Genomic DNA, 24444 nt, shown 5'->3' on the forward strand with positions numbered 1-24444 from the left:
CCAGCGCTACGACATGGGCCGCGACGGCTGGCGCATCGCCATCGACAGCGTCACCTCCATGACGAGCGATGCGACGCACTTCTTCCTGAGCGGCGATCTCACGGTTCGGGAGAACGGTGCCGAAGTCGCCCGCCGGCGCTGGGATGAGACCATACCCCGCGACCTGATCTGACCGCGGCGGGCGGCCGGCGGCTTCTGCCGCGCCGGCCGCCCGCGCCCGCGGGCTTCATCGCCGGGCGTCTTCCAGCATCATGCGGGCGCCTTTTTCGGCAATCATCGCCGTCGGCGTGTTGGTGTTGCCGGAGGTGATCGCCGGCATCACCGAGGCATCGATCACCCGCACACCGCCGATGCCGAACAGCCGCAGCCGCGCGTCGACCACCGCCGCCGGATCGCCGGCGAGCCCCATCTTCGCCGTGCCGACCGGATGGAAGATGGTGGTGCCGATATCGCCCGCCGCCCGCGCAAGGGCGGCATCGTCGTTGCCGACCGCCGGACCCGGCAGATATTCCGCCGGGCGGAAACGGGCCATCGGGGCCTGCGCCATCAGCCGGCGGGTGACGCGGATGGCATCGGCGGCAACCTGCCGGTCGTCTGCGGTGGCCAGATAATTCGGCGCGATCTGCGGGGCTGCCTCCGGATCGGCGGAACGGATGCGCACGAAGCCGCGCGACGACGGCCGGAGATTGCAGGCGGCAACGGTGATCGCCGGAAAGGGATGCAGCGGCTCGCCGAAACGGTCGAGCGACAGCGGCTGCACATGGAACTGGATGTTGGCGCGCTCCTGCGCGGCGTCGGAGCGGGTGAAGATACCGAGCTGCGAGGGCGCCATGGTCAGCGGCCCGCGACGCCGCAGCGCATAATCGAGCCCCATCAGCACCCGCCCGGTCAGCGAATGATACCGCTCGTTCAGCGTGCCGATACCGTGGACCTTGTAGATCGCGCGCTGCTGCAGATGATCCTGCAGGTTGCGCCCCACGCCGGGCCGTTCGGCGGCCACGCGGATGCCGGCCTGCTGCAGCCAGTCGCCCGGGCCGATGCCGGAGCGCTGCAGCACCTGCACCGAGCCGATGGCGCCGGCCGACAGCACCACCTCGCCGGCCGTGCGCGCCTCGAACGTGCGGCCGTTCTGGCGGAAGCGCACGCCGGCGGCGCGGCCGTCCGCGATGATGAGCCGGTCCGCCAGCACACCGGTGATGAGCCTGAGGTTCGGCCGGCCGAGCGCCGGTTTCAGAAAGCCGCGTGCGGACGACCACCGCCGGCCGCGCTTCTGGTTGACGTGGAAATAGCCGACCCCCTCGTTATCGCCGGTGTTGAAATCGGCGACCCGGCGGATGCCCATGGCGCCGGCGGCCCCGGCCACCGCGTCCAGCACCGGCCAGGAAAGCCGGGGGGCCTCGATGCGCCAGCCGCCGCCGGCGCCGTGAACGTCGCTCGCCCCGAGAAAATGATCCTCCAGCGCCCGGAACGCCGGCAGAACATCGTCATAGCCCCAGCCGGAAAGGCCGAGCCGGCGCCAGTGATCGTAGTCGGCCGCCTGCCCGCGCATCGAGATCATGGCGTTGATGGCCGACGAGCCGCCGATCACCCTGCCGCGCGGATAGGCGAGCGACCGGCCGTTGAGACCCGGTTCGGCATCGGTGCGGAACATCCAGTCGGCGCGCGGATTGCCGATGGCAAACAGATAGCCGACGGGAATGTGGAACCAGATCCAGTTATCGCGGCCGCCGGCTTCCAGCAGCAGCACGCGGTTGCGCGGATCGGCGGAAAGCCGGTTGGCCAGAATGCACCCTGCGGTGCCGGCTCCGACGATGATGTAGTCGAACAGGCCCTCGCACGGGCTCGCCGCCTCTGCGCTTTCCTCTGTCATCGCCGGTTCCTCCCGTGCGCCCGCCGCTGTCAGGCGCGGCGTGGTCCGTGGTGTCGTTTCCATGGTCATGACAGGGTGTATTTTCGCGCTCAAGGCCGATATTTTCGCCTCGCTTCCGCAAAAATGCAGATCGGGCGCCATGCAGCACGACGACCTCGACTGGGATGACCTGCGCATCTTCCTCCAGCTGGCCCGCGCCGGGCGGCTGACGCAGGCCGGCCGGGCGCTGGGCCTTGACGATTCCACCGTCGGCCGCCGCATCGTGCGGCTGGAAAAGGCGCTGGGTGCGGCGCTGGTGGAGCGCGCCGGGCGGCGCACCAGCGTGACCGAACAGGGCGAGAAACTCGCGCAGGCGGCCGAGGCCATCGAATCCATCGTGCTCAGCCGCGTCGCCGGCCTCGGCGAGGAGGCCGTGCCGCTGGCCGGGCGCGTGCGGGTCGGAGCGCCGGAGGGCCTCGGCATCGGCTATCTCGCCGCCGCCCTCGCCCGTCTGACCGCCGCCCACGAGCAGCTTGAAACCGAGCTCGTCGCCCTGCCCCGCACCTATTCGCTGGCGAGCCGCGAAGTCGACATCGCCATTACCCTCGACCGGCCGACGACGGGTCAGGTAACCGTGCGCCGCCTCACCGACTACACCCTCGACCTTTACGGCACCGCCGCCTATTTTGCCGGCCACGGCCGGCCGCAGCACATCGCCGATCTCACCGGCCATCTGTTCGCCGGCTATATCCCGGATTTGCTGTTCACCGGCGAACTGGATTTCACCCGTCTGGCCGAGGGCGTGGATGTGAAGCCGCGCATTCGCAGCACCAGCGTCATGGCGCAGCTCAACGCGGTCGCCGCGGGCGCCGCCCTCGGCATTCTGCCGACCTTCCTCGCCGCGGGCCATCCGGGGCTGGAGCGCCTGTTTGCCGGCGAGCTGCGGCTGACGCGCACCTACTGGCTTTCCGTCCATGAGGACGTGCGCCATCGCCGCCGCGTTCAGGCGGTGCTGCAGGCGCTGACCCAACAGGTGCGGACCGACCGCACGCTGTTCGCCCGGCGCTGACGTTCCTCCGCTGCGACGCGGCCCGCTGCCCGGCGGAAAACGCCGCACCGGGCAGCGTCGCTGCGTTCTGCGCAATGTCGCGCCGGCCGTATTATGGTGCATTTTTACGCCATGAGTCGCCCTGCAACGGTCCGGCCGCGGCGGCCTCGCTGCGCCGCAGGGGGAGCGCTCAACCTGTGGCGCGCGTCCGGCGCCGCCTTTGCAACTCATGGCCGGGGCGCGCCGCATTCCTGCGGCAAAAAACGTCGCCGTCCGCCGGCAGGGCGTTGACCCGTTCAATAAATCAACATACCGTCTGTGTGTGTTCGTGATTCCTCCAATCGGTATGTAGATTTCAGATGATCAGGACGGCCGACAACCGCTTCCCGTTTTCCATCGGGCACGTTGCCAAGGTGACCGGTGTCGCCGTCTCCACGCTGCGCTCCTGGGAGAGTCAGGGCCTGCTGTCGCCCTACAAGTCCGACAGCGGGCACCGCTCCTACGGCGAAACCCACATCGAGCGGGTGCGCCGCATCGACCGCATGCGCCGGGTGGACGGCCAGAGCCTGTCCGCCATCCGCCGCCTTCTCGACAGCGAGGACGAAGCCGCCGCCCCGGCCGCCGCCGGCGAGGACGAAACCGCCGTCATCGCCTTCAACCATCTCGGGGCGCGGGTGCGCAGCCTGCGGCAGGAGGCCGGGTTGTCGCTGCGCGAACTCTCCGAGCGCACCGAGATCGCGCCTTCGCACCTGTCGATGTTCGAGCGCGGCGTCGCCTTCCTCTCCCCGGCCCGCCTCAACGCCATCGCCGAGGTGTTCGGCCGCACCCTTGCCGAGCTTCTCGGCGGCACGAAAGGGCGCGACTTTCCGGTCGTGCGGCGCGGGCAGGGCCGGATCGTCGGCTCGTTCGGGCCGGGCGTCACCATCGAGCAGCTCACCGTTTCCCAGCGCCTGATGGATGCCGAGGTCTGGACCATCGACCCCGACCGCGAAAGCGACGGGTTTTACGCCCACGAGGGCGAAGAACTCATCTACGTTCTCGAAGGCTCGCTCGAACTGGCGCTGGCCGACCGCGATGCGGAAGCGCTGAACCCCGGCGACGGCGCCTATTTCAACAGCCGCATCGCCCACCGCTGGCGCAACACCGGCACCGTGCCCGCCAAAGTGCTGTGGATCAATACCGACAGCGACCGCCTCTCGGCCATGACCTTCGAGAAGAGCGACCGCCGCCTCGGGCTCGGCGCCGGCATCGGGGCCGGCATCGGCGAAGGCGCCCTCAGCGTCGAGCTGCCGGACGGTGCGCGCACCTTCCGCGTCATCGAAACCCACACCGAAGGCCACCCGACCCACATTCTCATCGAGCCGCTCGAAGGGCTGGATGCCGACAGCGTCGCCGCCAAGGCGCGGCAGTTTGCCGAACGCTACGATGCGCTGCGGCCGCTGCTGCTGCACGAGCCGCGCGGCCACTCCGGCGCCTTCGGCCTCGTTCCGGTGGCCTCGTCGGCGGCCGATTTCGGTGCCTTCTTCATCGCGTCCTACGGCTACCCGGGCTTCTGCGGCCATGCCGTGATGGGCTACACCGCCGCGCTGCGGGCGCTCGGCCGCCTTGCCGGCCGCAGCCGCTTCACCATGGAGCTGCCGGACGGCATCGTCACCGTTCACGCCGGCACCGAGGACGACAGCGACGCCATCGCCCTGGAAATGCCGCCGGCCATCGTGGCCGAGCAGAGCTGCACGGTGGCCCTCGACAACGGCACCGTTGAAGCGGCCATCGTGCTGTGCGGCGGCTGCTATGCCCTGATCGATGCCGATGCCGCCGGCCTGTCGCTGACCGCCGCCCACATCGACCCGCTGCTGGCCGCCGGCGAGACCATCCGCACCCGCCTCAATGCCGCCCTGCCACGCCGGCGCGGCACCCGGCCGAATGTGGAATCCGTGCTGTTTCACAGCACCGCCGAAGACGGCACCGTGCTGCAGTTCCTCGCCATCGACCGGCAGAAATTCGACCGTTCCCCCGGCGTTGCCGGGCTCGCCTGCCTGCTTGCGCTGCGCTGCGCCGCCGGCAGCGCGCGGCCGGGCGGCCGGCTTGAGGCCGTCAGCCTGTTCGGCGGCCGCCTTGCCGGCGAAATCTCCACTGTCACCCACGGCACCGGCGGTGCCGTGGCCGTTACCACCCGGATCACGGGTCGCGCGCACCTCAAGGCTATCGCCACGCTCATTCAGGAAGCGGGCGACCCGCTCGGCAGCGGCTTCCTGCGATAACAAACCTCCAGAACCCCGACACAACCTGACAGAGAACTCTGGGAACCACCATGCACACCCTTGCCCCCGCCCGGCCGCCCGCGGCCGCCCGCTTTTCCCTGCGCCGCCTCGCCCTGTTCGTCGTCGCCCTGGTGGTGATGGCGCTGTCCGGCTTTCAGGCGGCAGTTGCCGCCGACCCCAACCTCGTGCTCGACCGCATCCGCACCAGCGGCGAACTGCGCGTGCCGGTGATGGTCGGCGAGGAGCCCGGCTATATCCGCGACCGCGATACCGGTGCGTGGGGCGGCTTCTACATGGACTGGGCCAACGACATCGCCGGCATCCTCGGCGTCAAGGTCGTTCCGGTTGAGACGACGTGGGGTAATCTGGCCGCCGATTTTCAGGCCAACAAGATCGACATCGCCTTCGGCCTCAACCCCAATCCGAAGCGCGGCCTCGTGGTCGATTACCTGAACGCCCCGCTTTTCACCGATGCCTGGGCCATCGTCACCAAGCCCGGCAACACCCGCAAGACGTGGGCCTCGCTCAATGATCCGGCCGTGAAGATCGTGGTTCAGAAGGGCGGCACCATGCAGGTGGTCGCGGAAGCGCTGACGCCCAAGGCCACCATCGTTCCGATCGAGGACCGTCCGCTCGGCGTCATGGAGCTGCAGTCCGGCCGCGCCGACGCCATGATCGTCGCCATCTTCGATGCGGTGCAGATCGCCAAGCAGATCAACGGCGAGATCACCCTGCCGACCCCGGTGCTGCGCAATCCCGCCACCATCGGCGTGCGCCGCGAGGAAGGCAACGAAGGCTACGAGAACTGGCTCACCAACTGGGTCAACCAGCAGCGCGCCCTCGGTCTGGCGCAGGGCAAGCTCCAGCAGTCCTTCGAGAAGCACGGTATCGACCTGACGATGCTGCCCCCCGATTTCAGCTTCTGACGGCGATGCGGCGGGAGCCGGCTCCCCCCTCACCGGCTCCCGCCATCCCCTGCCCCTGATTATTCCGGAAGGTCTCGAAGCCCGTGTTCGACTGGTCGGTCATCACCCAAAACGCCCACCTGCTTGGCTGGGGACTGCTCATCACCCTGCAATACACGGTGATCACCTGCGTCCTCGGGCTCGTCATCGGCCTCCTGATCGCTCTGGCCCAGCTTTCGCCGCTCCGCGCGCTGCGCATCGGCGGCATGCTGTTCGTCGAATTCTTTCGCAACGTGCCGCTTCTGGTGTGGCTGCTGTGGAGCTATTACGCGCTGCCGATCTTCGCCGGCATCAATATTTCGCGTGAGGCCGCCGGCATCCTCGCTCTCAGCCTCTATGGCGGCTCCTATTATGCGGAAATCCTGCGCGCCGGCATCCAGTCGCTCGATCACGGACAGGCCGATGCCGCCCGCGCGCTGGGCATGTCGTCGTGGCAGGCCATGACGCGGATCATTCTTCCGCAGGCCTTTCGCCAGATGATCCCTCCGCTTGCCGGCCAGACCATCATCCAGATGAAGAATACGACCCTCCTTTCCGTGATCACCGTGCCGGACCTGCTCTATCAGGCGAGCTACATTTCGTCCTTCACCTACCGTCCGATGGAAGTCTACACGGTCGTCGGCATCATCTTCCTCGCCATCCTCGTTCCCTCCAACTATCTCGCCCGCCGGCTTGAGATGCGCAACCGCTGAGGGGGAGCCGCACCATGACCGCACCGACACAGAGCGCCGCCGCAACCGCCGCCCCGCTCGTCCGCATCCGCAACATCCGCAAGTCGTTCGGCGCCCACGAAGTGCTGAAGGGCATCGATCTCGACGTCTATCCCGGCGAGGTCGTGGCGCTGCTCGGCTCCTCCGGCTCCGGCAAGACCACGCTGCTGCGCTGCGTCAACCTGCTGGAGCAGCCGACGTCCGGGCGCATCGCCATCGGCGGCAAGCCGATCTACGACCGCTCGCCCGACGGCCGCGACAATGCCCGGCTGCGGGCGCGCGACGTCGCCGCCATGCGCAGCCGCGTCGGCATGGTGTTCCAGCAGTTCAACCTGTTTCCCCACATGAACGTTCTGGCCAACGTCATGGAGGGGCCGCGCACGGTGCTGAAGGAAGACGACCGCACCAACCGCACGCGGGCCATGGAGCTGCTCGCCAAGGTGGGCATGGCCGATTTTGCCGACCGCATGCCGACCCGGCTTTCCGGCGGGCAGAAGCAGCGCGTTTCCATCGCCCGCGCCCTCAACATGCGCCCGACGATGATGCTGTTCGACGAGCCGACCTCCGCGCTCGACCCGGAACTCGTCGGCGAAGTGCTGAACACCATGATCGGGCTTGCCCGCGAAGGCATGACGATGCTCGTCGTCACCCACGAGCTGGGCTTCGCGCTGGAGGTTGCAACCCGCGTCGTGTTCCTCGATCAGGGCGCGATCGCGGCCCAGGGCACGCCGCAGCAGGTGCTGCTGCACCCTGAAAACGAGCGCGTGCGCACCTTCGTCAACCGCTTCCACGCCACCGCAGAGCTGATGCGCCCGCTGCTCGCCACCTGACGCGGCGCACCCGCAGGCATTTGAAAAAGATCGCTTTTCTTGCGCATGCCGGCGCTGCTGCCGGCCCGCGCCACGGCCCCGTTCAACCCTTTTTTGCGACAAACCGAGACACGCCATGAGCAAGACCACCTGGCAGGGCATTCACAGTGTTCTGGTCACCCCCTTCCTGCCGGAAGGCCCGATCGACTTCCCCCGCTTTGAAGAACTGGCGGAGGCCAACATCCGCAACGGCGCCGACGGCCTGATCGTCTGCGGCTCCACCGGCGAGTTCTATGCCATGAGCGTGGAAGAGCGGGTGAAGCTGTTTGAGGCGACCGTGAAGGTGGCGGCCGGCCGCGTTCCGGTTCTGGCCGGCGTGTCCGATCTTCATACCGGGGTGGTCGAGGCGCTGTCGGCGGCGGCCGAGAAGGCGGGCTGCGACGGCATTCTTGCCCTGCCGCCGATCTACGCCAAGCCGGACCTGCGCGAGGCCGAGCACTTCTATCGCCGCGTCTGCGGCGCCACCGGCCTGCCGGTGATGCTCTACAACAGCCCGGCACGCATCGGCGTCAACATCACGCCCGATCTGGTGGCCCGGCTCGCCGAGCTGCCCAATGTCGTCGCCATCAAGGATTCCTCCGCCGATATCCAGCAGGTCACCGAACTCTGCCAGAAGGTGAAGGGCGAACTCGCCGTGTTCGTCGGCTACGAGACGATGATCCGCGCCGCGCTGCCGCTCGGCGTCACCGGCGTCGTCGCCATGGCCCACCAGCTCTCCGGCCGCCTCGTGCGGCGCTATTTCGATGCCTGCAGGGCCGGCGATGCGGCAACCGCCGATGCGCTGGAGCCGGCGCTGTTCGCCATCTACCGCTGCTTCAAGGCGGGTTCGTTCTATGCCGGCATCAAGGCGGCGATGAACACCCTCGGCCAGCCGGTCGGCATCCCGCGTGAGCCGCTGCTGCCGTTCACCGATGCGCAGATGGCCGGCGTGGCGCGCATCCTCGCCGAAGCCGACGTCGCCGCCACCATCCAGAAGCTCGCCTGATCCCGAAAAGCGACCGACATGCGTTCCACCCGTATCATTCAGGGCATCGATTCCCACACCGCCGGCTGCCCGCTGCGCCTCATCACCTCCGGCTTCGGCCCGATCCGCGGCAACACCATGGTGGAGAAGCGGGCCGATCTGATGACCCGCGACTGGCTGCGCCAGCTCGTGCTGTTCGAGCCGCGCGGCTCGTTCAACATGCCGGCGGCCGTGCTCACCGAGGCCTGCTCGCCGGATGCCGACATCGGCATGATCATTCTGGAGCCCGATACCTATCCGCCGATGTGCGGCCACTGCGCCATGGCGGTTGCCACCATTGCGGTGGAAGCCGGCTACATCACCGCCGTGGAAGGCGAAACGCTGGTGCGCCTCGACACGCCGGCCGGCGTGGTGCCGGCACGGGTGAAGGTGGAAGGGGGCCGCGCCGTCTCCGTCACGCTGGAGATGCCGGCGAGCTTCCTCTACCGCCGCGACGTGATGGTGGAGACCAGGAGCTTCGGCACCGTGCGGGCCGACATCGCCTTCGGCGGCGATTTCTACCTGATCGTCAAAGGCTCCGACCTCGGTCTCGATCTGACGACCGACAACGCTTGGGCGCTGGTCAGCGCGGCGGCGGAACTGCGCGCCGGCCTTGCCGCCGTGCCGGTGCAGCACCCCACCCTGCCGCACGTCAACGAGATCTACCAGATCGAGATCATCGGCGAGGGCGACGGCACACGCTTCGACGGCAAGAACGTCGTCGTCTGCCCGCCGACCGTCATCGACCGCTCTCCGTGCGGCACCGGCACCGCCTCGCGCATGGCCATGCTGCACGGCCGCGGCGAACTGAAGACCGGCGATACCTTCCGCCACGCCGGCATTCTCGACACGGTGTTCACCGGCGCCATCCACGGCGAGACCACGGTGGGCGACCTGCCGGCCATCCGCTGCACCGTCACCGGCTCGGCCTACCTCACCGGCTCCTTCAATTTCTTCCTCGATCCCCACGATCCCTTCCAGTCGGGCTTCCGCCTGACGGGGGTGTGAGGCGCGAACGCTCTGGAGTGGACATCATGTCCCATGATTTCGACCCGAACGGCGTGGCCGCCATCACCGACCACCTCATCGGCGGCCGGCGGGTGGCCGGCGACGGCGACGCCATCGCCCTGAAGCGCCCTTCGGACGGCGCGGATATCGGCACCATCCGGGCGGCAGATGCGGGGCTGGTGGACGAGGCCGTGCGCCTTGCCGCCGATACCCGCGTGGCCTCCGGCTGGGCCACCGCCACGCCCACCGAACGCGCCCGGGTGCTGAAGGCCTGGGCCGATCTCATCGACGCCCGGCGCACCGGGCTCGGCCGGCTGGAAGCGGCGACGACCACCCGGCCGGTGGCCGACGTCATCACCCGCGACCTCGTCCGCGCCGCGGGCGCCGTGCGTTATTTCGCCGAATGGGCCGACAAGATCGAAGGCACGCTGATCGCCGGTGCCAACAGCGGCACCACGATGCTGCGGCCGGAGCCCTACGGCGTTATCGCCTCCATCGCGCCGTTCAACTTTCCGGCCATCAACGCCATCTGGAAGTCGGCGCCGGCGCTGGTCACCGGCAATGCGGTGGTGCTGAAGCCGTCGGAACTCACGCCCTCATCGGCGGTGGTGATTGCCGAACTCGCCATCGAGGCCGGGTTGCCGGCGGGCCTGTTCAACGTGGTGCAGGGCGCGGGCGAAACCGGCTCGGCGCTGGTGCGCCATCCGCTGACGGGCAAGATCACCTTCACCGGCTCCTCGGCCACCGGGGCACGGGTGATGGCGGATGCGGCGCTGACCGGCACCAAGCCGCTGACGCTGGAGCTGGGCGGCAAGACGCCTCAGCTCGTCATGGACGATGCCCACGATCTGGAGGCGCTGGCCGCCACCGTGGCCGGCGGCTTTCTGGCCAATGCCGGGCAGGTGTGCACCGCCGGCTCGCGCCTCATCGCGCCGCGCCGCCTGCTGGGCGAACTGACCCAGCGCATCGTCGCCCTCGCGCAGGCCCGCCGCCCGGGCCCGACCTGGGACACCGCCGCCACCCTGCCGCCGATCATCAGCGAAAGGCAGTGCGCCCGCATCGAGCGCATGGTGGCGGAAACGGTCGCCGACGGCGCCACCGTGCTGACCGGCGGCAAGCGCCATGCCGGCCTCAATGCCGGGGCCTATTTCGAGCCGACGGTGCTTTCCGGCGTGCCGGACAGCTCGGTCGGCTTCCGGGAAGAGTTCTTCGGCCCGGTGCTCTCCGTCTACGGCTACGACGACGAGGAAGAAGCCCTCGCCATGGCAAATCATCCTACTTATGCCCTTGCAGCCAGCCTTTACACCACCTCCGCCGCCAAGGCGCTCGCCCTGCCCGCCCGGCTCAATGCCGGCACGGTGTGGGTGAACGGCCACGGCCGCCAGCCCGACTTCGCCACCCCGCAGGGCGGCTTCGCCGGCTCCGGCTTCGGCAAGGAGATGGGGCGCGCGGGTCTTGAGGCGTTCCTGCGCTTCAAGACCGTCTGGCACAATCACGGCTGAGCGAACATGTCCGAACACGCATATGACTATATCGTCGTCGGTGGCGGCGCGGCCGGGGCCGTGCTGGCCAGCCGGCTTTCCGAGGAATCGCGCTTCCGGGTTGCGCTGATCGAGGCCGGCCGCGATACCCCGCCCGGCGCCGAGCCGGCCGACACCCTCGATGCCTATCCGATCGTGGCCTACTTCAACCGCTTCTATCACTGGCAGAACCTGAAGGTTCACCTCACCGACCCGCATTTTGCCGGTGAAGAAGGCCGGCGCTACGAGCAGGCCAAGGTGATGGGCGGCGGCACCTCCATCAACGGCCAGTTCGCCTTCCGCGGCACGCCGTGGGACTATGAGGGCTGGAAGGCCGACGGTGCCGAGGGCTGGGGCTGGGACGATGTGCTGCCCTATTTTCGCAAGCTCGAAACCGACCTCGATTTCGGCGAGAGCCAGCTTCACGGCAGCCACGGCCCGCTGCCGCTGCGCCGCATTGCGGAAAAGGACTGGTCGCCCTTCGCCCGCACCGTTGCAACGGTGCTGAAGCGGCGGGGCGTTGCCAATATCGGCGACCACAACGGCGTGTTCGACGATGGTTATTTCCCGATGACCATCAACAACGTCGATGGCAAGCGCGTCTCCACCGCCCGCGCCTACCTGACGCGGGCGGTGCGCGCCCGGCCGAACCTGACCATTCTGGCGGAAACGGAGCTGACGGAACTGCTGTTCGAGGGCAACCGGGTGACCGGCCTGCGCGCCACCGGCCCGCGCGGAGAACAGGTGCTGAAGGCCCGCGAGGTGATCCTCTCCACCGGCGCGCTGCAGACGCCCGGCCACCTGATGCGGGCCGGCATCGGCCCGGCCGAACACCTCCGGGCCTTCGGCATCGCCGTGCGCGCCGACCGGCCGGGCGTGGGGCAGAACCTGCAGGACCATCCGATGGTCGCCTTCGCGGCCTATCTGCCGAAGCCCGCCCGCCTGCCGCCGAGCCAGCGCCGCCACATCCAGATCGGCTACCGCTACACCTCCGGCCTGCCGGATACCACGCCCGGCGACATGTTCGTGCTGCCCTCCAACCGCGCGGCCTGGCATCCGCTCGGCCGCCGGCTCGCCTCCATTCTGGTGTGCGTCAACCGGCCCTATTCCACCGGCGAGGTGCGGCTGGCCGGCCCCGGTGCGGAAACCGCGCCGTTCGTCAACTTCCGCCAGCTTTCCGACGAGCGCGACCTGCTGCGTCTGGAAGACGGCATGCACCGGCTGTGGGCCATCGTGAACGATCCGGCCATGAAGGGCGTGATCGAGAACATCTTCCCGGCCACCTTCTCCGAGCGGGTGCGCAAGCTCGGCGCCGTCAGCCGCACCAACTGGTTCATGACGCTGATGGCCGCCGGCATCATGGGCACGGGGGCACTGTCGCGCCGGCTGATGATCGAGAACATCATCACGCCCGGCCTCAAGGCCGGCGAAATGATGGGATCGCGGCAGGCGCTGCGCGACTGGATCCGGGAGAATGCCTGCGGCAGCTGGCACGCCTCCGGCACCTGCCGCATCGGCCGCGCGGATCAGAAGAAGGCGGTGGTGGACAGCACCGCCCGCGTCATCGGCGTCGACGGACTGCGCGTGGTCGATGCCTCGATCATGCCGGCGGTGATCAGCGCCAACACCATGCTGACGACCGTGATGGCCGGCGAGAAGATCGCCGATGCCATCCGCGCCGGCCGCTGAGGGGCGTGTCATGACCGCCCCCGCCACAACGACCGCCCCCGCAACAACCGCGCGCCGGTGGATCGCCACCATCGACAGCCACACTGCCGGCCACCCGACCCGCGTCGTCACCGGCGGCCTGCCGGTTCTCTCCGGCGACAGCGTGCGGGCGCGGCGCGACGATTTCCGCACCCGTTTCGATGCGCTGCGCACCTTCCTTCTGCACGAGCCGCGCGGCCATGCGGCCATGGTGGGCGTGGTGATGACGGAAAGCCGGGTGGCCGATTTCGGCGCCTTCTTTCTCGGCAGCTACACTTATCTTGAGATGTGCGGCCACGCGACCATCGGCCTTGCGGTGACCCTCGATCACATGGGCCTGATCGGGCCGGCGGAGGCGGCCGAAACCGCCTTCACGCTGGAGGTGCCGGCCGGCGTCATCACCGTGCGCGTCAGCCGGCAGGCCGGGCGCGTCGCGGCCGTTACCTTCGAGAACGTACCGGCCCGCGTCGCGGCCAGCGGCGTGCCGGTCAGCGCCGGCGGCGTTGCCGTGTGTGCCGACGTAGCGTGGGGCGGCAACTGGTACGGGCTGGTGCCGGCCGCGGAAGCCGGCATCGCGCTGGAGCCGGCCGGCGTTTCGCAGGCCATGGCCACCGGGGCGGTCCTCAAGGCCCGCCTCAACGCCATGATCGCGGCCGGCGCGGTGGACGGCGTGCACGAGCCGGTCGACAGCATCCTGTTCTACGACACGCAGGGCCGCGGGGCCGGCCTCGTCAGTCGCCAGCTCGTCGTGCTGGAGGCCAACAAGTTCGACCGGTCGCCCTGCGGCACCGGTTCCTCGGCCCGCCTTGCCCAGCTCGTTGCCCGCGGCGAACTGGCGCCGGGCGAGACCATCCGCACCCGCAACATCCTCGGCGTCGATTTCACCGCCACGCCGGTGGCGATCGCGGGCGAGCCCGGCAGCATCCGCCCCCATATCGCCGGCCTTGCCCACATCACCGGCGAGCACCGCTTCGTGCTTGCCGGCGGCGATCCCCTGCCCGACGGCTTCCTCTGCCGCTGACCCCGTTTTCCGGCCCTCCTCCTCCCGGGCCTTCTGGAGACTTGAGACAATGAGCGAACCCGCGCTTTACGATGAGAAGATCGAGCTGCTGATCGACGGCGAGTGGTGTCAGGGCTCGACCGGCGAAAGCGAAGTGCTGGAAAATCCGGCCACCGGCGAGGCGCTCGGCACCGTGCCCCATGCCTCCGATGCCGACCTTGCGCGCGCGCTGGCCGCCGCCCAGAAGGGCTTCCGCGTGTGGAAGGCGCTGACGGCGCAGGCCCGCTATACCCTGATGATGAAGGCCGCCGACCTGATCGAGGCCCGCAAGGACCGCATCGGCCGCCTGCTGACGCTGGAAAACGGCAAGCCGCTCGGCGAGGCGGTGCCGGAGGTGCAGTTCGCCGCCGACGTGACGCGCTGGTATGCCGAGGAAGGCAAGCGCGCCTACGGCCGCATCGTGCCCGCCCGCATGGCGAATGTGCGCCAGATCGTGCTGAAGGAGCCGGTCGGCCCGGTGGTGGCGTTCGCGGCGTGGAACTTCCCGTCCTCCAACGTCATCCGCAAGATCGCCGGTGCGCTGGGCGCGGGCTGCTCGGTCATCATGAAGCCGGCGGAAGAGACGCCCGGCACGGCGGTTGCCATCGCGCGCTGCTTCCAGGAAGCCGGCCTGCCGGCAGGCGTGCTCAATCTGGTATTCGGCGTGCCGGCCCGCGTGTCGCAGGTGCTGCTCGCCTCTCCGATCCCGAAGGCCGTGACGCTGACCGGTTCCACCGCCGTGGGCAAGGAACTGCAGCGGCTGGCCTCCGCCACGCTGAAGCGCTGCACCATGGAACTCGGCGGCCACGCGCCGGTGATCGTCCATGGCGATGCCGATCTGGAGCTGGCCGCGCGCACGCTCGCCACCTTCAAGTTCCGCAATGCCGGCCAGGTCTGCACCTCGCCGACGCGCTTCTTCATCCATGAATCGGTCTACGCGGCCTTCACCGGCCGCTTCGTGGAGCTGGCTGCGGCGCTGAAGATCGGCAACGGCCTTGAGGCCGGCACGCAGATGGGCCCGATGATCGCCCGCCGCCGCCTTGCCGCCATGGAAGAACTGGTCCGCGATGCCGTTGAAAAGGGCGCGCAGCTGAAGCTGGGCGGCACGCGCATCGGCAATCAGGGCCACTTCTTCGCCCCGACCGTGCTGGCCGATGTGCCGGCCGATGCCGCGATCATGTCGACCGAGCCGTTCGGCCCCATTGCCTCGCTGACGCCGTTTGCCGGCTTCGACGAGGTGATCGAACGCGCCAACGCGCTGCCCTACGGGCTCGCCTCGTTCGTGTTCACCCGCTCCGGCGCCCTCGCGCAGCGCACCGAGGAAGCGCTCGATGCCGGCCTCGTCGGCGTCAACCACATGGCCGTTTCCACGCCGGAGACCCCGTTCGGCGGCGTCAACGAATCCGGCTACGGGTCGGAGAGCGGCATCGAGGGGCTCGACGCCTTCCTGCGCACCAAGTTCGTCTCCGAGCTGGCTGCGCTCTGAGGCGCCCCTCAGCCGGCGTGCGGCGCGGCCGGTCCCCGGCTGCGCCGGCGCTCCAGCGCCACCACGATCACGCCCGAGCCCACGATCAGCGCGGCGCCGATGCTGACCATCGGCGCCGGCACCTCGCCGAACATCAGATAGCCGAGGCCGAAGCCGCCGAGAATGGCGCTGTATTCCAGCGACGACAGCACCGGCGCCGGCAGCCGGCGCGCGGCTTCATAAACCGCGCACTGCCCGGCCCCGCCGATCAGCCCGACACCGGCGATGGCAGCGGCCTGCGCGGCGCTCGGCTGCCAGACCTCGCCGGCAAGGAGCGGCACGGCCGTGACGGCCACGAACACCGCGCTGGAAAACGCCACCTGCACGAGGGTGCTTTCCGCGTTGGCCGTGCGCCGCAGCATGACGAGGGACAGCGCCCACAACACCGCCGACAGAAAGGCGAGCCCGACCGCCGGCGACAGGCGGAATTCCGCCACGCCGCTCGCCAGCATGACGCCGAAAAAGCCGATGATGGCGCCCGCCCAGTGCAGCAGCGGCATGCGCTCGCCCAGCAGCGGCCCGGCGATGAGCGCAACCAGAATGGGCGAGACGAAATAGATCGTCACCCCCTGCGCCAGCGGCAGGGTGCGCAGCGCCATGTAAAAGCAGATCCACGCGGCAAGGTTGATCAGCCCGCGCAGCAGCATGAAGCCCTTCATGCGGGCGCGCACCATGCGCCCGGCCACCGCGCCGCGGCCGATGAGCAGCACCGCCACCAGCACGGTCAGGCTGCGCAGCAGCATCACCTGCCCCACCGGCAGGCTGCCGATCAGCGCCTTGGTCAGGGCGTCCTGCAAGGGCAGCAGAACGTTGGCAGCCAGCATCAGGCCAACCGCCATGCCCATCGGTGCCGGTCCGACCGGAGCTGTTCTGCCTGCGCCTGTTCTGCCCCCGCCCGTCATCCCGGCTTCTCCGATCGCAGGTCCGGCTGCCCGGACGGGCAACGGACCCGGTGGCGAAAGCACGGCACAGCGGGCCACCCTGACGGCCCGGTTGCGCCGCAACGATGCGCCGCCCGGCCGCCCGGCGTCAATGGCCCGGCCAGCCGGCGGCCTCAGGCCTGAATATAGGCCACCGGCACCAGCGCATGGCCGGCATGGAAGGCGGCGAGGCGGGCAACCGCCTTCCTGCGGGAGGCCGTGAGATGGTCGAGCAGGAAGCGCGCGGCGCGCTCGCCGTTCTCCGCCTGCAGCGCGCGGATGATGGCGAGGTGTTCGCCCATGAAATTGTCGACCGGCTCGCTCTGCGACAGAGCGGCCTGAATATGCTTGCCGGAAACCAGCAGGCAGCGGGTGCGCGCCAGCGCGCCGACGATCTCCGCATTGCGGCCGAGGCCGATGCAGCGAACGTGCAGATCCGTTTCCAGCGCGTCGAGCGCAGCAACCCCCACCTGCGGATAGGCGGCCTCCGCCGCCTCCAGCCGGCCGGCCATCGCCGCAAGTTCGCCGGGCGGCACATGGCCCGCCGCGGTGCGGATGGCGGCCGGTTCCAGCAGGCAGCGCAGTTCGTAGAGATCGGCGAAGCGGCTGGCATCGAGCGGCACCAGATACCAGTGCGATTTCTCGTCCTTGGTGAGAATGCCCGCCGCCTGCGCCGTCAGCAGCACATCGCGCGCCACCGTGCGCCCGACGCCGAAGTGGCGCGCCAGCGCCAGTTCGTTGACGCGGAACCGGCCGAACACCGAGGTCAGGATCAGCGCGCGCTCCACCTCGTAATAGAGCTTCTGGCCGGCATTCTGGCCAAGGGCGGGCAGCGGCGCGGCGGCCGGAAGATCGCTGTCGCGACAAAGCTCCAGCATGGTCGCCGTCACCGGCACCCGGCACGGTGCGGCGCTGCCGTCGCCCACCATCAGCCCGCGGCCGGCAAAGCGCGCCACCAGCCCCTCGCGGCAAAGCTGCTGCAAGGCCTGTTTGACGGGGGAGCGGGAGGAGCCGAACAGCGCCGCCAGCGGCCCTTCCAGCAGCACCGCCCCGGGCCCGAGGCGCCCGGATGCGATGGCCTCCCGCAGCACGGCGGCGATGGCCGCATAGGCCGGGCTGTCGCGGGTGAAGCCCGCCGCCCCGGCCCCGCCTTCAGGTGACGGCACCGAGCGGCCAGGGAACGAATTCGTTGTCGCCATAGTCGAACCCTTCGCTCAGCGACGTTTCGCCGGAGGCCACCGCCAGCACCTTGTCGAAGATGCGCCGGCCCGCCGCCTCGATCGTATCCTCGCCGGTGACGATGCCGCCGCAGTTGATATCCATGTCCTCGGCCATGTGGGCATACATGTCGGAATTGGTGGCGATCTTGATGCACGGCGCCGGCTTGAAACCGGAGACAGATCCCCGTCCCGTTGTAAAGGCGACGATGTTGCAGCCGCCTGCCACCTGCCCGGTCACCGCCACGGGATCGTAGCCGGGCGTATCCATGAACACGAAGCCGGTGCGGTCGATGCGCTCGGCATATTCATAGACCGCTTCCAGCGGCATCGACCCGCCCTTGGCAACAGCGCCGAGCGACTTTTCCAGAATGGTGGTGAGGCCGCCGGCCTTGTTGCCGTGGGAGGGGTTGTTGTTGAGTTCGGCCCCGTTGCGGGCCGTGTAGTCGCGCCACCAATCGATGCGCGCGACCAGCTTTTCCGCCACCGCCGGGCTCACCGCGCGGCGCGTCAGCAGGTGCTCGGCACCGTAGATCTCGGGCGTCTCGCTCAGCACCGCCGTGCCGCCGTTCATCACGATGAGATCGGCGGCATAGCCCAGCGCCGGGTTGGCGGAAATGCCGGAATAGCCGTCCGAGCCGCCGCATTGCAGCGCCAGTTTCAGGCCGGACAGCGGCTGCGCCGTGCGCTGCGCGGCCTCTGCCCCGTCCAGCATCGCCTCCACCGCCTCAATGGCGGCGGCGATGGTCTTGCGGGTGCCGCCGCTGCGCTGGATGGTCAGACTGTGCAGCATCGGCCCCTCGCTGAGCCCGCCCGCCGCCAGCACCTGATCGATCTGGTTGGTCTCGCAGCCAAGCCCCAGCATCACGATGCCGGCAAAGTTGGGATTGCGGGCATAGCCGGAAAGCGTGCGCGTGAGGAAGCGATAGCCCTCCCCGGCGGTGTTGATGGCGCAGCCCCCGCCGTGGGTCAGCGCCACCACGCCGTCGACATTGCGCCGGCCCTTCAGCCCGCCGCCCGCGAAGTGGCCGGCGACCGCCCGGGCCACCGTTGCCGAACAGTTCACCGAGGTGATGAGGCCGATGTAATTGCGGGTGCCGACCTGCCCGTCGGCGCGCAGATAGCCCTGAAAAGTCGCCCGCTCCGGCCCCGGCAGCAACGGCACGGGGCGCGCATCGGCACAGAAGGCATGGGTCACCGCCTCGTCGGTCATGGTCAGGTTGTGGACGTGCACATGGTCGCCGGCGGCGATATCCGCGCGGGCGTGGCCGATGATCTGGCCGTATTTGCGCACCGCCGCCCCGGCCGGAACGGCGGCCAGCGCCACCTTGTGGCCGCGCGGAATGTCCGCCGTCGCCGCAAGCCCGGCGAGGCCCGGTCCGCAAAGCCCCAGCGCCGTGCCGGCCGCAATCGCCGCCCGCGCCACCGCCACGGTGTCATCGGCGTGAAGCCGGATCACCGGCGGCACCGCAGCGGCGCCGGCCGTGGCGGAAGCCGGGGCCGGGGCCGGGGCCGGGGCCGGGGAAAGATCGGCAGAGACGGTATCGGCAGACATCGTGCGCCCTCCCGGGGGCCTTCGGGCCGGCGCCGGCCGGGCGGTCCGGGGCTGCGCAGCCATTTTTTGAACATTGCCGGCAATGTTCAATCATGCTAGACCCGTTCCGGTCAAGTCCCGAATGGCGGCCCTCCGCCGGTCGGCCCGGCCCGCTTCCTCCGCCGCCCACCGCCATGGTGCGGCAGAGTTTTCCGGCCCCGCCGCCGGCGGGCGTCCCCGGCCGCCGGTCGCCCCGGCGGCAGGAACCCTGTCCGCGCTGCCGTCCTTTTGTCGCCAGAAGGACGGCGGCCCGGCGGGGCATGGACATTCGGAACCATCGGACGGATTTTAACGACAACATGCCCCGGCTGCCGCGAACGCCGCCGGGGCGCAAACAGAACCGGGCCGGAAACGCCGGAAGGACCAACTGCAATGACGATTGAGGGAATGCTGCTGGTCGGGCAGCAGGTGCGCTACGGCACCGCCGGCACGCTCCGCGCCGTGGAAGCGGCCACCGGCGCGGCCATGGAACCGGCCTTCGGCGGGGCCACGGCGGCCGATCTGGAAGAGGCCTGCGCGCTGGCCGCCGCCGCTTTCGATCCCTACCGCACCGCCGCGCCGGAGCTGCGCGCCACCTTTCTGGAAACGATTGCCGCCGAGATCCTCGCCCTTGGCGATGCGCTGATCGTGCGGGCCATGGCCGAGACCGGCCTGCCGCGCGGGCGACTGGAAGGCGAGCGCGGCCGCACCGTCGGCCAGTTGCGGCTGTTTGCGGCCGTGGTGCGCGACGGCGGCTATCTGGACGTGCGCATCGATCCCGCCCAGCCGGAGCGCAAGCCGCTGCCGCGGCCGGACCTGCGGCTCGTCAACCAGCCGCTCGGGCCCGTGGCGGTGTTCGGCGCCTCCAATTTTCCGCTCGCCTTTTCGGTCGCCGGCGGCGACACCGCTTCGGCCTTCGCGGCCGGCTGCCCGGTGATCGTCAAGGCCCATTCGGCCCATCCCGGCACCTCCGAGCTCGTCGGCCGGGCGGTGCAGAAGGCCGTTGCCGCCTGCGGGCTGCCGGCGGGCACCTTCTCGCTGCTGTTCGATTCCGGCCGCGCCATCGGTCAGGGGCTGGTGGCCGATCCGCGCATCAAGGCGGTGGGCTTCACCGGCTCGCGCGGCGGCGGCACGGCGCTGATGAAGATCGCCGCCGCCCGCCCCGAGCCGATCCCGGTCTATGCGGAGATGAGCTCCATCAATCCCGTCGTGCTGCTGCCGGCGGCCATCGCGGCGCGCGGCGCGGCCATCGGCACGGCCTTCGCGGCCTCGCTCACGCTCGGCGCCGGCCAGTTCTGCACCAATCCCGGTCTCGTGCTGGCGCTGGAGGGGCCGGGGCTCGATGGGTTCCTCACGGCGGCCGCCGGCGCGCTTTCCGCCTGCGCGGCACAGACCATGCTCACCCCCGGCATTCTTGCCGCCTACCGGGCCGGCGTTGCCGCGCTCGCCGAAAACCCGGCCGTGACGGCGGTTGCCAGCGGGCTCGACGGCGGCGATCTTTCCGGCACCGCGCGGCTGTTCGCCACCGCCGCGGCGGATTTCCTTGCCGACCATCGCCTGCAGGCCGAGGTCTTCGGCGCCGCCTCGCTGGTGGTGCGCTGCCCGGATGAGGCCGCGCTCCACGCCGTGATCGATGCGCTGGAGGGCCAGCTCACCGGCGCCATCCACCTCGACGACGGCGACACCGCCGTTGCCGCCCGCCTGATGCCGCATCTTGAGCGCAAGGTCGGCCGCGTGCTGGTCAACGGCTTCGGCACCGGGGTGGAAGTGGCCCATGCCATGGTGCACGGCGGGCCTTACCCCTCCACCGCGGACGGACGCTCCACCTCGGTCGGCACGCTGGCCATCGACCGCTTCCTGCGGCCGGTGTGCTATCAGGATGTGCCGCAGGCGCTGCTGCCGCCGGTGCTGCGCGACGACAATCCCTTCCGGGTGCCGCGCCGCATCGACGGCCGCCTGACCCTGCCGGAAGCCTGAGCGACTGACCGGGCGCGGGCCGGCCGCAGCCGGCCCGGCGTCTTCTCCGCTTGCGGAAGTCGCGGCCGACATCTATCGTCATTCGACGATCATGCAGCACAACAGGGGGCGCGGCCCGGACCCCGGCGGCGAACCTGTCTGCTCTGAACCTGCATGTTCCGAACCGGGTGCGGCCGGCCTTGCCTGCCCGCCGCACTGTCTGCACCCGCACCCGCTCCCCGTCACCTGCGGCCGGCCGCGTTTTCCCGTTGCCGCCGGCCTGTCGGCCGTCGCCCCTGTCGCCCCGCCTGCTTTTCCGCCTGAGACCGCTCCGCCACGGACCCCAGCCAAGGGACACGAAAGCCATGTTCACCTGCACCGGCTATGCCGCGCGCGATGCCGCCACGCCGCTCGCCCCCTTCACCTTCGAGCGACGCGATCCCGGCCCCAACGATGTCCTGATCGAAATTCTCTATTGCGGCGTCTGCCATTCCGACCTGCACACCGCCCGCAACGAATGGCAGAACACCGTCTTCCCGGCCGTGCCCGGTCACGAGATCGTCGGCCGTATCACCGCGGTCGGCAGCGATGTCACCCGCTTCCGCGCCGGCGATCTGGCCGGCGTCGGCTGCATGGTGGATTCCTGCCGCTCCTGCCCGAGCTGTCAGGAAGGGCTGGAGCAATATTGCACCCCCGGCTTCACCGGCACCTACAATTCGCCGGATGCGGTGAGCGGCGGGCACACCTACGGCGGCTATTCCACGCACATCACGGTGAGCGAGGACTTCGTGCTGCGCATTCCGGAAAACCTGCCGCTGCCGGCGGTGGCGCCGCTGCTGTGCGCCGGCATCACCACCTGGTCGCCGCTGCGCAACTGGGGCGCCGGCCCGGGCCGGAAGGTCGGCGTCGTCGGCCTCGGCGGCCTCGGCCACATGGCCGTCAAGCTCGCCCATGCACTCGGCGCCCATGTGGTGCTGTTCACCACCTCCGCTTCCAAGATTGCCGACGGCAAGCGCCTCGGGGCCGACGAGGTGGTGTTGTCCACCGATCCCGAAGCGGTCGCCGCCCATGCCGAGAGCTTCGACCTGATCGTCGATGCGGTGGCGGCGCAGCACGACATCAACCTCTATCTCGGGCTGGTGAAGCGCGACGGCACGCTGGTGCAGGTGGGGGCGCCGGAACAGCCGCTGCCGGTTGCCGTGTTCAGCATCATCTGGCGGCGGCGCAACTTCGCCGGCTCGCTCATCGGCGGTATCGCCGAAACGCAGGAGATGCTGGACTTCTGCGGCGCCCACAACATCACCTCCGATATCGAGATCATTCCGATTCAGGATATCGAGAAAGCCTATGCCCGCATGCTGAAGAGCGACGTGAAATATCGCTTCGTCATCGACATGGCTTCGCTGAAGAGCTGAACCGGAACGCAAAAGGGACCGGGCGTCGTGCCCGGTCCCTCCTCTCATCTGTCTTTATCTCCGGCCTTGCCCGTCATTGCCGCCGCGGTCGACCGGCCACGGCCGGCCGGGCAGATGGCCTGCGCCGGCTCATTCGGCCGCCGTCGCCGCCCGTGCCCCGGCCTCGCGGCGCTTCACCGCCTCGATATCGCGATACTGCGCCGCCGGGTGGTTCGCCGGCAGATAGGGCCCTTCGCCGAACAGCTTCTCGCGCAGCGTGCCCGGCCGGTAGGCGGTGGGATAGACGCCGCGCTTCTGCAGTTCCGGCACGACATAATCCACCACGTCCTCGAACGTGCCGGGGGTCACGGCGTAGGCGAGGTTGAAGCCGTCGACGCCGGTTTCCTCCACCCACGTCTCAAGAATGTCGGCCACCGTCGCCGGCGAGCCCACGAACACCGGCCCGACGCCGCCGATGCCGCCCCAGCGCGCGAGCTCGGTAATGGTCCACGGCTTTTCCGGCGTCGAGAAATGCTCGACCCACGAGACGATGGCGTTGGTATCGACCTTCCGGACCAGATCGGTCGGGGCATACTGGCCGAAATCGATGCCGCTCCAGCCCGACATGAACGTCAGCGAGCCGTCGAACGAGGCATAGGATTCGTATTCGCGGAACTTCGCCTCCGCCTTCTCGTCGGTCTCGTCGGTGATGATGGTGACGAGGTTATAGATGCGAATCTGGTCGGCCCGGCGGCCGGCGGCCACCGCACGGCGGCGGATATCCTCCACATAGGCCTTCAGCAGCGATTTCGTCGGCGCGCCGACGAACACGCATTCGGCATGGGCGGCGGAAAACGCCTTGCCCGCGCCGGAGGCGCCGGCCTGATACAGCACCGGCGTGCGCTGCGGCGAGGGCTCGGTCAGGCTGTAGCCCGGCACCTCGAAGAACCGCCCTTTGTGGCCGATCTCGTGAACCTTCGAGGGATCGGTGAAGATACGCCGCTCGCGGTCGCGCAGCACCGCGCCTTCCTCCCAGCTGCCTTCGAGCAGCTTGTAGAGCACCGTCAGATATTCGGCCGCGACCTCGTAGCGGTTGTCGTGGCGCCTCAGGCCGCCCTCGCCCACGTTCTTCGCCCCGCTCTCCAGATAGGAGGTGACGATGTTCCAGCCGACACGACCCTTCGTGTGGTGGTCGGCGGTCGCCAGCCGGCGGGCGAACGTATAGGGGTGCTCGAACGAGGTCGAGGCGGTGATCCCGATGCCGAGATGCTCGGTTGCCAGCGCGATCGGAGCGGCGAGCTGCAGCGGATCGTTGACCGGAATCTGCGCGGCCTGATGCAGCGCATGGAAATTGGACCCCTTGTAGACATCGTAATAGCCGATCACGTCGGCGATGAAGATGCCGTCGAAGATGCCGCGCTCAAGCGTGCGGGCCAGATCCTGCCAATAGTCCAGATCCTTGTATTTCCACGACTTGTCGCGCGGATGCGCCCACAGGCCGGGGGACTGGTGCCCGACGCAGTTCATTTCGAATGCGTTGAAGTGGATTTGCCGGGTCATGGCCGGTCTGCTCCGAATATCGCGATATGCCACACGAGGGCGGGAGGGCCCGCGCAAGCCGCGCGACAGCACGCGGGCAAAGGGCCTGTCCGCCGCATGACAGCATCTTGCGTCGTTTTTGTCTATATGATTTATCGATTATAGGGATATATGGGCACCCCATCCGCTGCGGCGGTTTTTTCAGGAACGACGGCATGACGACGATCGAGAAGACACGCGCACCGGCCGCCGCAAACCCGGCCTCCGAAAGCCCGGCCGCCCCGGCGCAGGCCGGCCCCGTGCCGCAGTGGGGCGCGGGCCCCGATGCCGGTTACGAGGCG

The 24444-nt window shown here is 69.3% G+C and carries 18 protein-coding genes; 13 read left to right on the plus strand and 5 right to left on the minus strand.

Annotated elements, in window-relative coordinates:
• Positions 1-226 precede the first annotated feature (226 nt).
• Positions 227-1870 carry a GMC family oxidoreductase N-terminal domain-containing protein gene (locus V7067_RS05590; RefSeq protein ID WP_334174898.1) on the minus strand — a complete coding sequence of 548 codons (1644 nt, stop codon included), beginning with the start codon at positions 1868-1870 and terminating at the stop codon, positions 227-229.
• A gap of 139 nt (positions 1871-2009) precedes the next feature.
• Between V7067_RS05590 and V7067_RS05595 the strand changes: the two genes are divergently transcribed.
• The 11 genes from V7067_RS05595 to V7067_RS05645 all read left to right on the plus strand — a co-directional run bounded on the left by V7067_RS05595 (position 2010) and on the right by V7067_RS05645 (position 15465).
• Positions 2010-2918, plus strand: coding sequence for a LysR family transcriptional regulator (locus tag V7067_RS05595; protein ID WP_334174899.1), 909 nt, complete (start codon positions 2010-2012; stop codon positions 2916-2918).
• A 338-nt stretch (positions 2919-3256) separates the two neighbouring features.
• Positions 3257-5158, plus strand: coding sequence for a proline racemase family protein (locus V7067_RS05600; RefSeq protein ID WP_334174900.1), 1902 nt, complete (start codon positions 3257-3259; stop codon positions 5156-5158).
• A 50-nt stretch (positions 5159-5208) separates the two neighbouring features.
• On the plus strand, positions 5209-6084 hold the full coding sequence (locus tag V7067_RS05605; RefSeq protein ID WP_334174901.1) for a transporter substrate-binding domain-containing protein: 876 nt from the start codon (positions 5209-5211) through the stop codon (positions 6082-6084).
• Positions 6085-6167: 83 nt separating this feature from the next.
• Entirely contained in the window at positions 6168-6815 is a 648-nt protein-coding gene (locus V7067_RS05610; RefSeq protein ID WP_334174902.1) for an amino acid ABC transporter permease, read from the plus strand.
• Positions 6816-6829: 14 nt separating this feature from the next.
• Entirely contained in the window at positions 6830-7663 is an 834-nt protein-coding gene (locus V7067_RS05615; protein ID WP_334174903.1) for an amino acid ABC transporter ATP-binding protein, read from the plus strand.
• A 115-nt stretch (positions 7664-7778) separates the two neighbouring features.
• Positions 7779-8687 (plus strand): dihydrodipicolinate synthase family protein, encoded by a 909-nt coding sequence (locus V7067_RS05620; RefSeq protein ID WP_334174904.1) that lies wholly within the window; start codon positions 7779-7781, stop codon positions 8685-8687.
• An 18-nt stretch (positions 8688-8705) separates the two neighbouring features.
• Positions 8706-9713: a proline racemase family protein gene (locus tag V7067_RS05625; RefSeq protein WP_334174905.1), complete on the plus strand. Its 1008-nt coding sequence runs from the start codon at positions 8706-8708 to the stop codon at positions 9711-9713.
• 26 nt (positions 9714-9739) lie between these two features.
• Complete coding sequence (locus tag V7067_RS05630; protein ID WP_334174906.1) at positions 9740-11215, plus strand: aldehyde dehydrogenase family protein; 1476 nt, start codon at positions 9740-9742, stop codon at positions 11213-11215.
• Between the two features lie 6 nt (positions 11216-11221).
• Entirely contained in the window at positions 11222-12922 is a 1701-nt protein-coding gene (locus V7067_RS05635; RefSeq protein ID WP_334174907.1) for a GMC family oxidoreductase N-terminal domain-containing protein, read from the plus strand.
• 10 nt (positions 12923-12932) lie between these two features.
• A complete protein-coding gene (locus V7067_RS05640) occupies positions 12933-13961 on the plus strand; it encodes a proline racemase family protein (RefSeq protein ID WP_334174908.1) in 1029 nt (342 codons plus the stop codon).
• A 49-nt stretch (positions 13962-14010) separates the two neighbouring features.
• A complete protein-coding gene (locus tag V7067_RS05645) occupies positions 14011-15465 on the plus strand; it encodes an NAD-dependent succinate-semialdehyde dehydrogenase (RefSeq protein WP_334174909.1) in 1455 nt (484 codons plus the stop codon).
• An 8-nt stretch (positions 15466-15473) separates the two neighbouring features.
• Here V7067_RS05645 and V7067_RS05650 read toward each other — a convergent pair whose 3' ends face one another.
• The 3 genes from V7067_RS05650 to V7067_RS05660 form a co-directional block, all read right to left on the minus strand.
• Positions 15474-16349 carry a DMT family transporter gene (locus V7067_RS05650; RefSeq protein ID WP_334174910.1) on the minus strand — a complete coding sequence of 292 codons (876 nt, stop codon included), beginning with the start codon at positions 16347-16349 and terminating at the stop codon, positions 15474-15476.
• A gap of 209 nt (positions 16350-16558) precedes the next feature.
• Positions 16559-17623, minus strand: coding sequence for a GntR family transcriptional regulator (locus V7067_RS05655; RefSeq protein ID WP_334174911.1), 1065 nt, complete (start codon positions 17621-17623; stop codon positions 16559-16561).
• Positions 17577-19196: a UxaA family hydrolase gene (locus V7067_RS05660; RefSeq protein ID WP_334174912.1), complete on the minus strand. Its 1620-nt coding sequence runs from the start codon at positions 19194-19196 to the stop codon at positions 17577-17579. The genes V7067_RS05655 and V7067_RS05660 overlap by 47 nt, the downstream gene beginning before the upstream one ends.
• Before the next feature lie 411 nt (positions 19197-19607).
• Between V7067_RS05660 and V7067_RS05665 the strand changes: the two genes are divergently transcribed.
• Together V7067_RS05665 and V7067_RS05670 are read left to right on the plus strand one after the other, a co-directional pair.
• Positions 19608-21191, plus strand: a complete 1584-nt coding sequence (locus V7067_RS05665; protein WP_334174913.1) for an aldehyde dehydrogenase (NADP(+)) — start codon at positions 19608-19610, stop codon at positions 21189-21191.
• 344 nt (positions 21192-21535) lie between these two features.
• Complete coding sequence (locus V7067_RS05670; RefSeq protein WP_334174914.1) at positions 21536-22585, plus strand: NAD(P)-dependent alcohol dehydrogenase; 1050 nt, start codon at positions 21536-21538, stop codon at positions 22583-22585.
• A 129-nt stretch (positions 22586-22714) separates the two neighbouring features.
• On the opposite strand, the gene V7067_RS05675 is transcribed toward V7067_RS05670, so the two are convergent.
• The gene (locus tag V7067_RS05675; RefSeq protein ID WP_334174915.1) at positions 22715-24124 is read right to left on the minus strand and encodes an LLM class flavin-dependent oxidoreductase; all 1410 of its coding nucleotides are present in this window, start codon (positions 24122-24124) and stop codon (positions 22715-22717) included.
• Positions 24125-24444: the final 320 nt, after the last annotated feature.

The organism is Pseudoxanthobacter sp. (genome assembly GCF_036822375.1).
Lineage (GTDB): Bacteria > Pseudomonadota > Alphaproteobacteria > Rhizobiales > Segnochrobactraceae > Pseudoxanthobacter.

Coding starts and splice junctions, on each gene's coding strand:
- V7067_RS05605 (WP_334174901.1), top strand. CDS start 5,209: ATGCACACCCTTGCCCCCGCCCGGCCGCCCGCGGCCGCCCGCTTTTCC.
- V7067_RS05595 (WP_334174899.1), top strand. CDS start 2,010: ATGCAGCACGACGACCTCGACTGGGATGACCTGCGCATCTTCCTCCAG.
- V7067_RS05590 (WP_334174898.1), bottom strand. CDS start 1,870: ATGACAGAGGAAAGCGCAGAGGCGGCGAGCCCGTGCGAGGGCCTGTTC.
- V7067_RS05600 (WP_334174900.1), top strand. CDS start 3,257: ATGATCAGGACGGCCGACAACCGCTTCCCGTTTTCCATCGGGCACGTT.
- V7067_RS05645 (WP_334174909.1), top strand. CDS start 14,011: ATGAGCGAACCCGCGCTTTACGATGAGAAGATCGAGCTGCTGATCGAC.
- V7067_RS05670 (WP_334174914.1), top strand. CDS start 21,536: ATGTTCACCTGCACCGGCTATGCCGCGCGCGATGCCGCCACGCCGCTC.
- V7067_RS05640 (WP_334174908.1), top strand. CDS start 12,933: ATGACCGCCCCCGCCACAACGACCGCCCCCGCAACAACCGCGCGCCGG.
- V7067_RS05655 (WP_334174911.1), bottom strand. CDS start 17,623: ATGGCGACAACGAATTCGTTCCCTGGCCGCTCGGTGCCGTCACCTGAA.
- V7067_RS05650 (WP_334174910.1), bottom strand. CDS start 16,349: ATGGGCATGGCGGTTGGCCTGATGCTGGCTGCCAACGTTCTGCTGCCC.
- V7067_RS05665 (WP_334174913.1), top strand. CDS start 19,608: ATGACGATTGAGGGAATGCTGCTGGTCGGGCAGCAGGTGCGCTACGGC.
- V7067_RS05675 (WP_334174915.1), bottom strand. CDS start 24,124: ATGACCCGGCAAATCCACTTCAACGCATTCGAAATGAACTGCGTCGGG.
- V7067_RS05630 (WP_334174906.1), top strand. CDS start 9,740: ATGTCCCATGATTTCGACCCGAACGGCGTGGCCGCCATCACCGACCAC.
- V7067_RS05660 (WP_334174912.1), bottom strand. CDS start 19,196: ATGTCTGCCGATACCGTCTCTGCCGATCTTTCCCCGGCCCCGGCCCCG.
- V7067_RS05635 (WP_334174907.1), top strand. CDS start 11,222: ATGTCCGAACACGCATATGACTATATCGTCGTCGGTGGCGGCGCGGCC.
- V7067_RS05615 (WP_334174903.1), top strand. CDS start 6,830: ATGACCGCACCGACACAGAGCGCCGCCGCAACCGCCGCCCCGCTCGTC.
- V7067_RS05625 (WP_334174905.1), top strand. CDS start 8,706: ATGCGTTCCACCCGTATCATTCAGGGCATCGATTCCCACACCGCCGGC.
- V7067_RS05620 (WP_334174904.1), top strand. CDS start 7,779: ATGAGCAAGACCACCTGGCAGGGCATTCACAGTGTTCTGGTCACCCCC.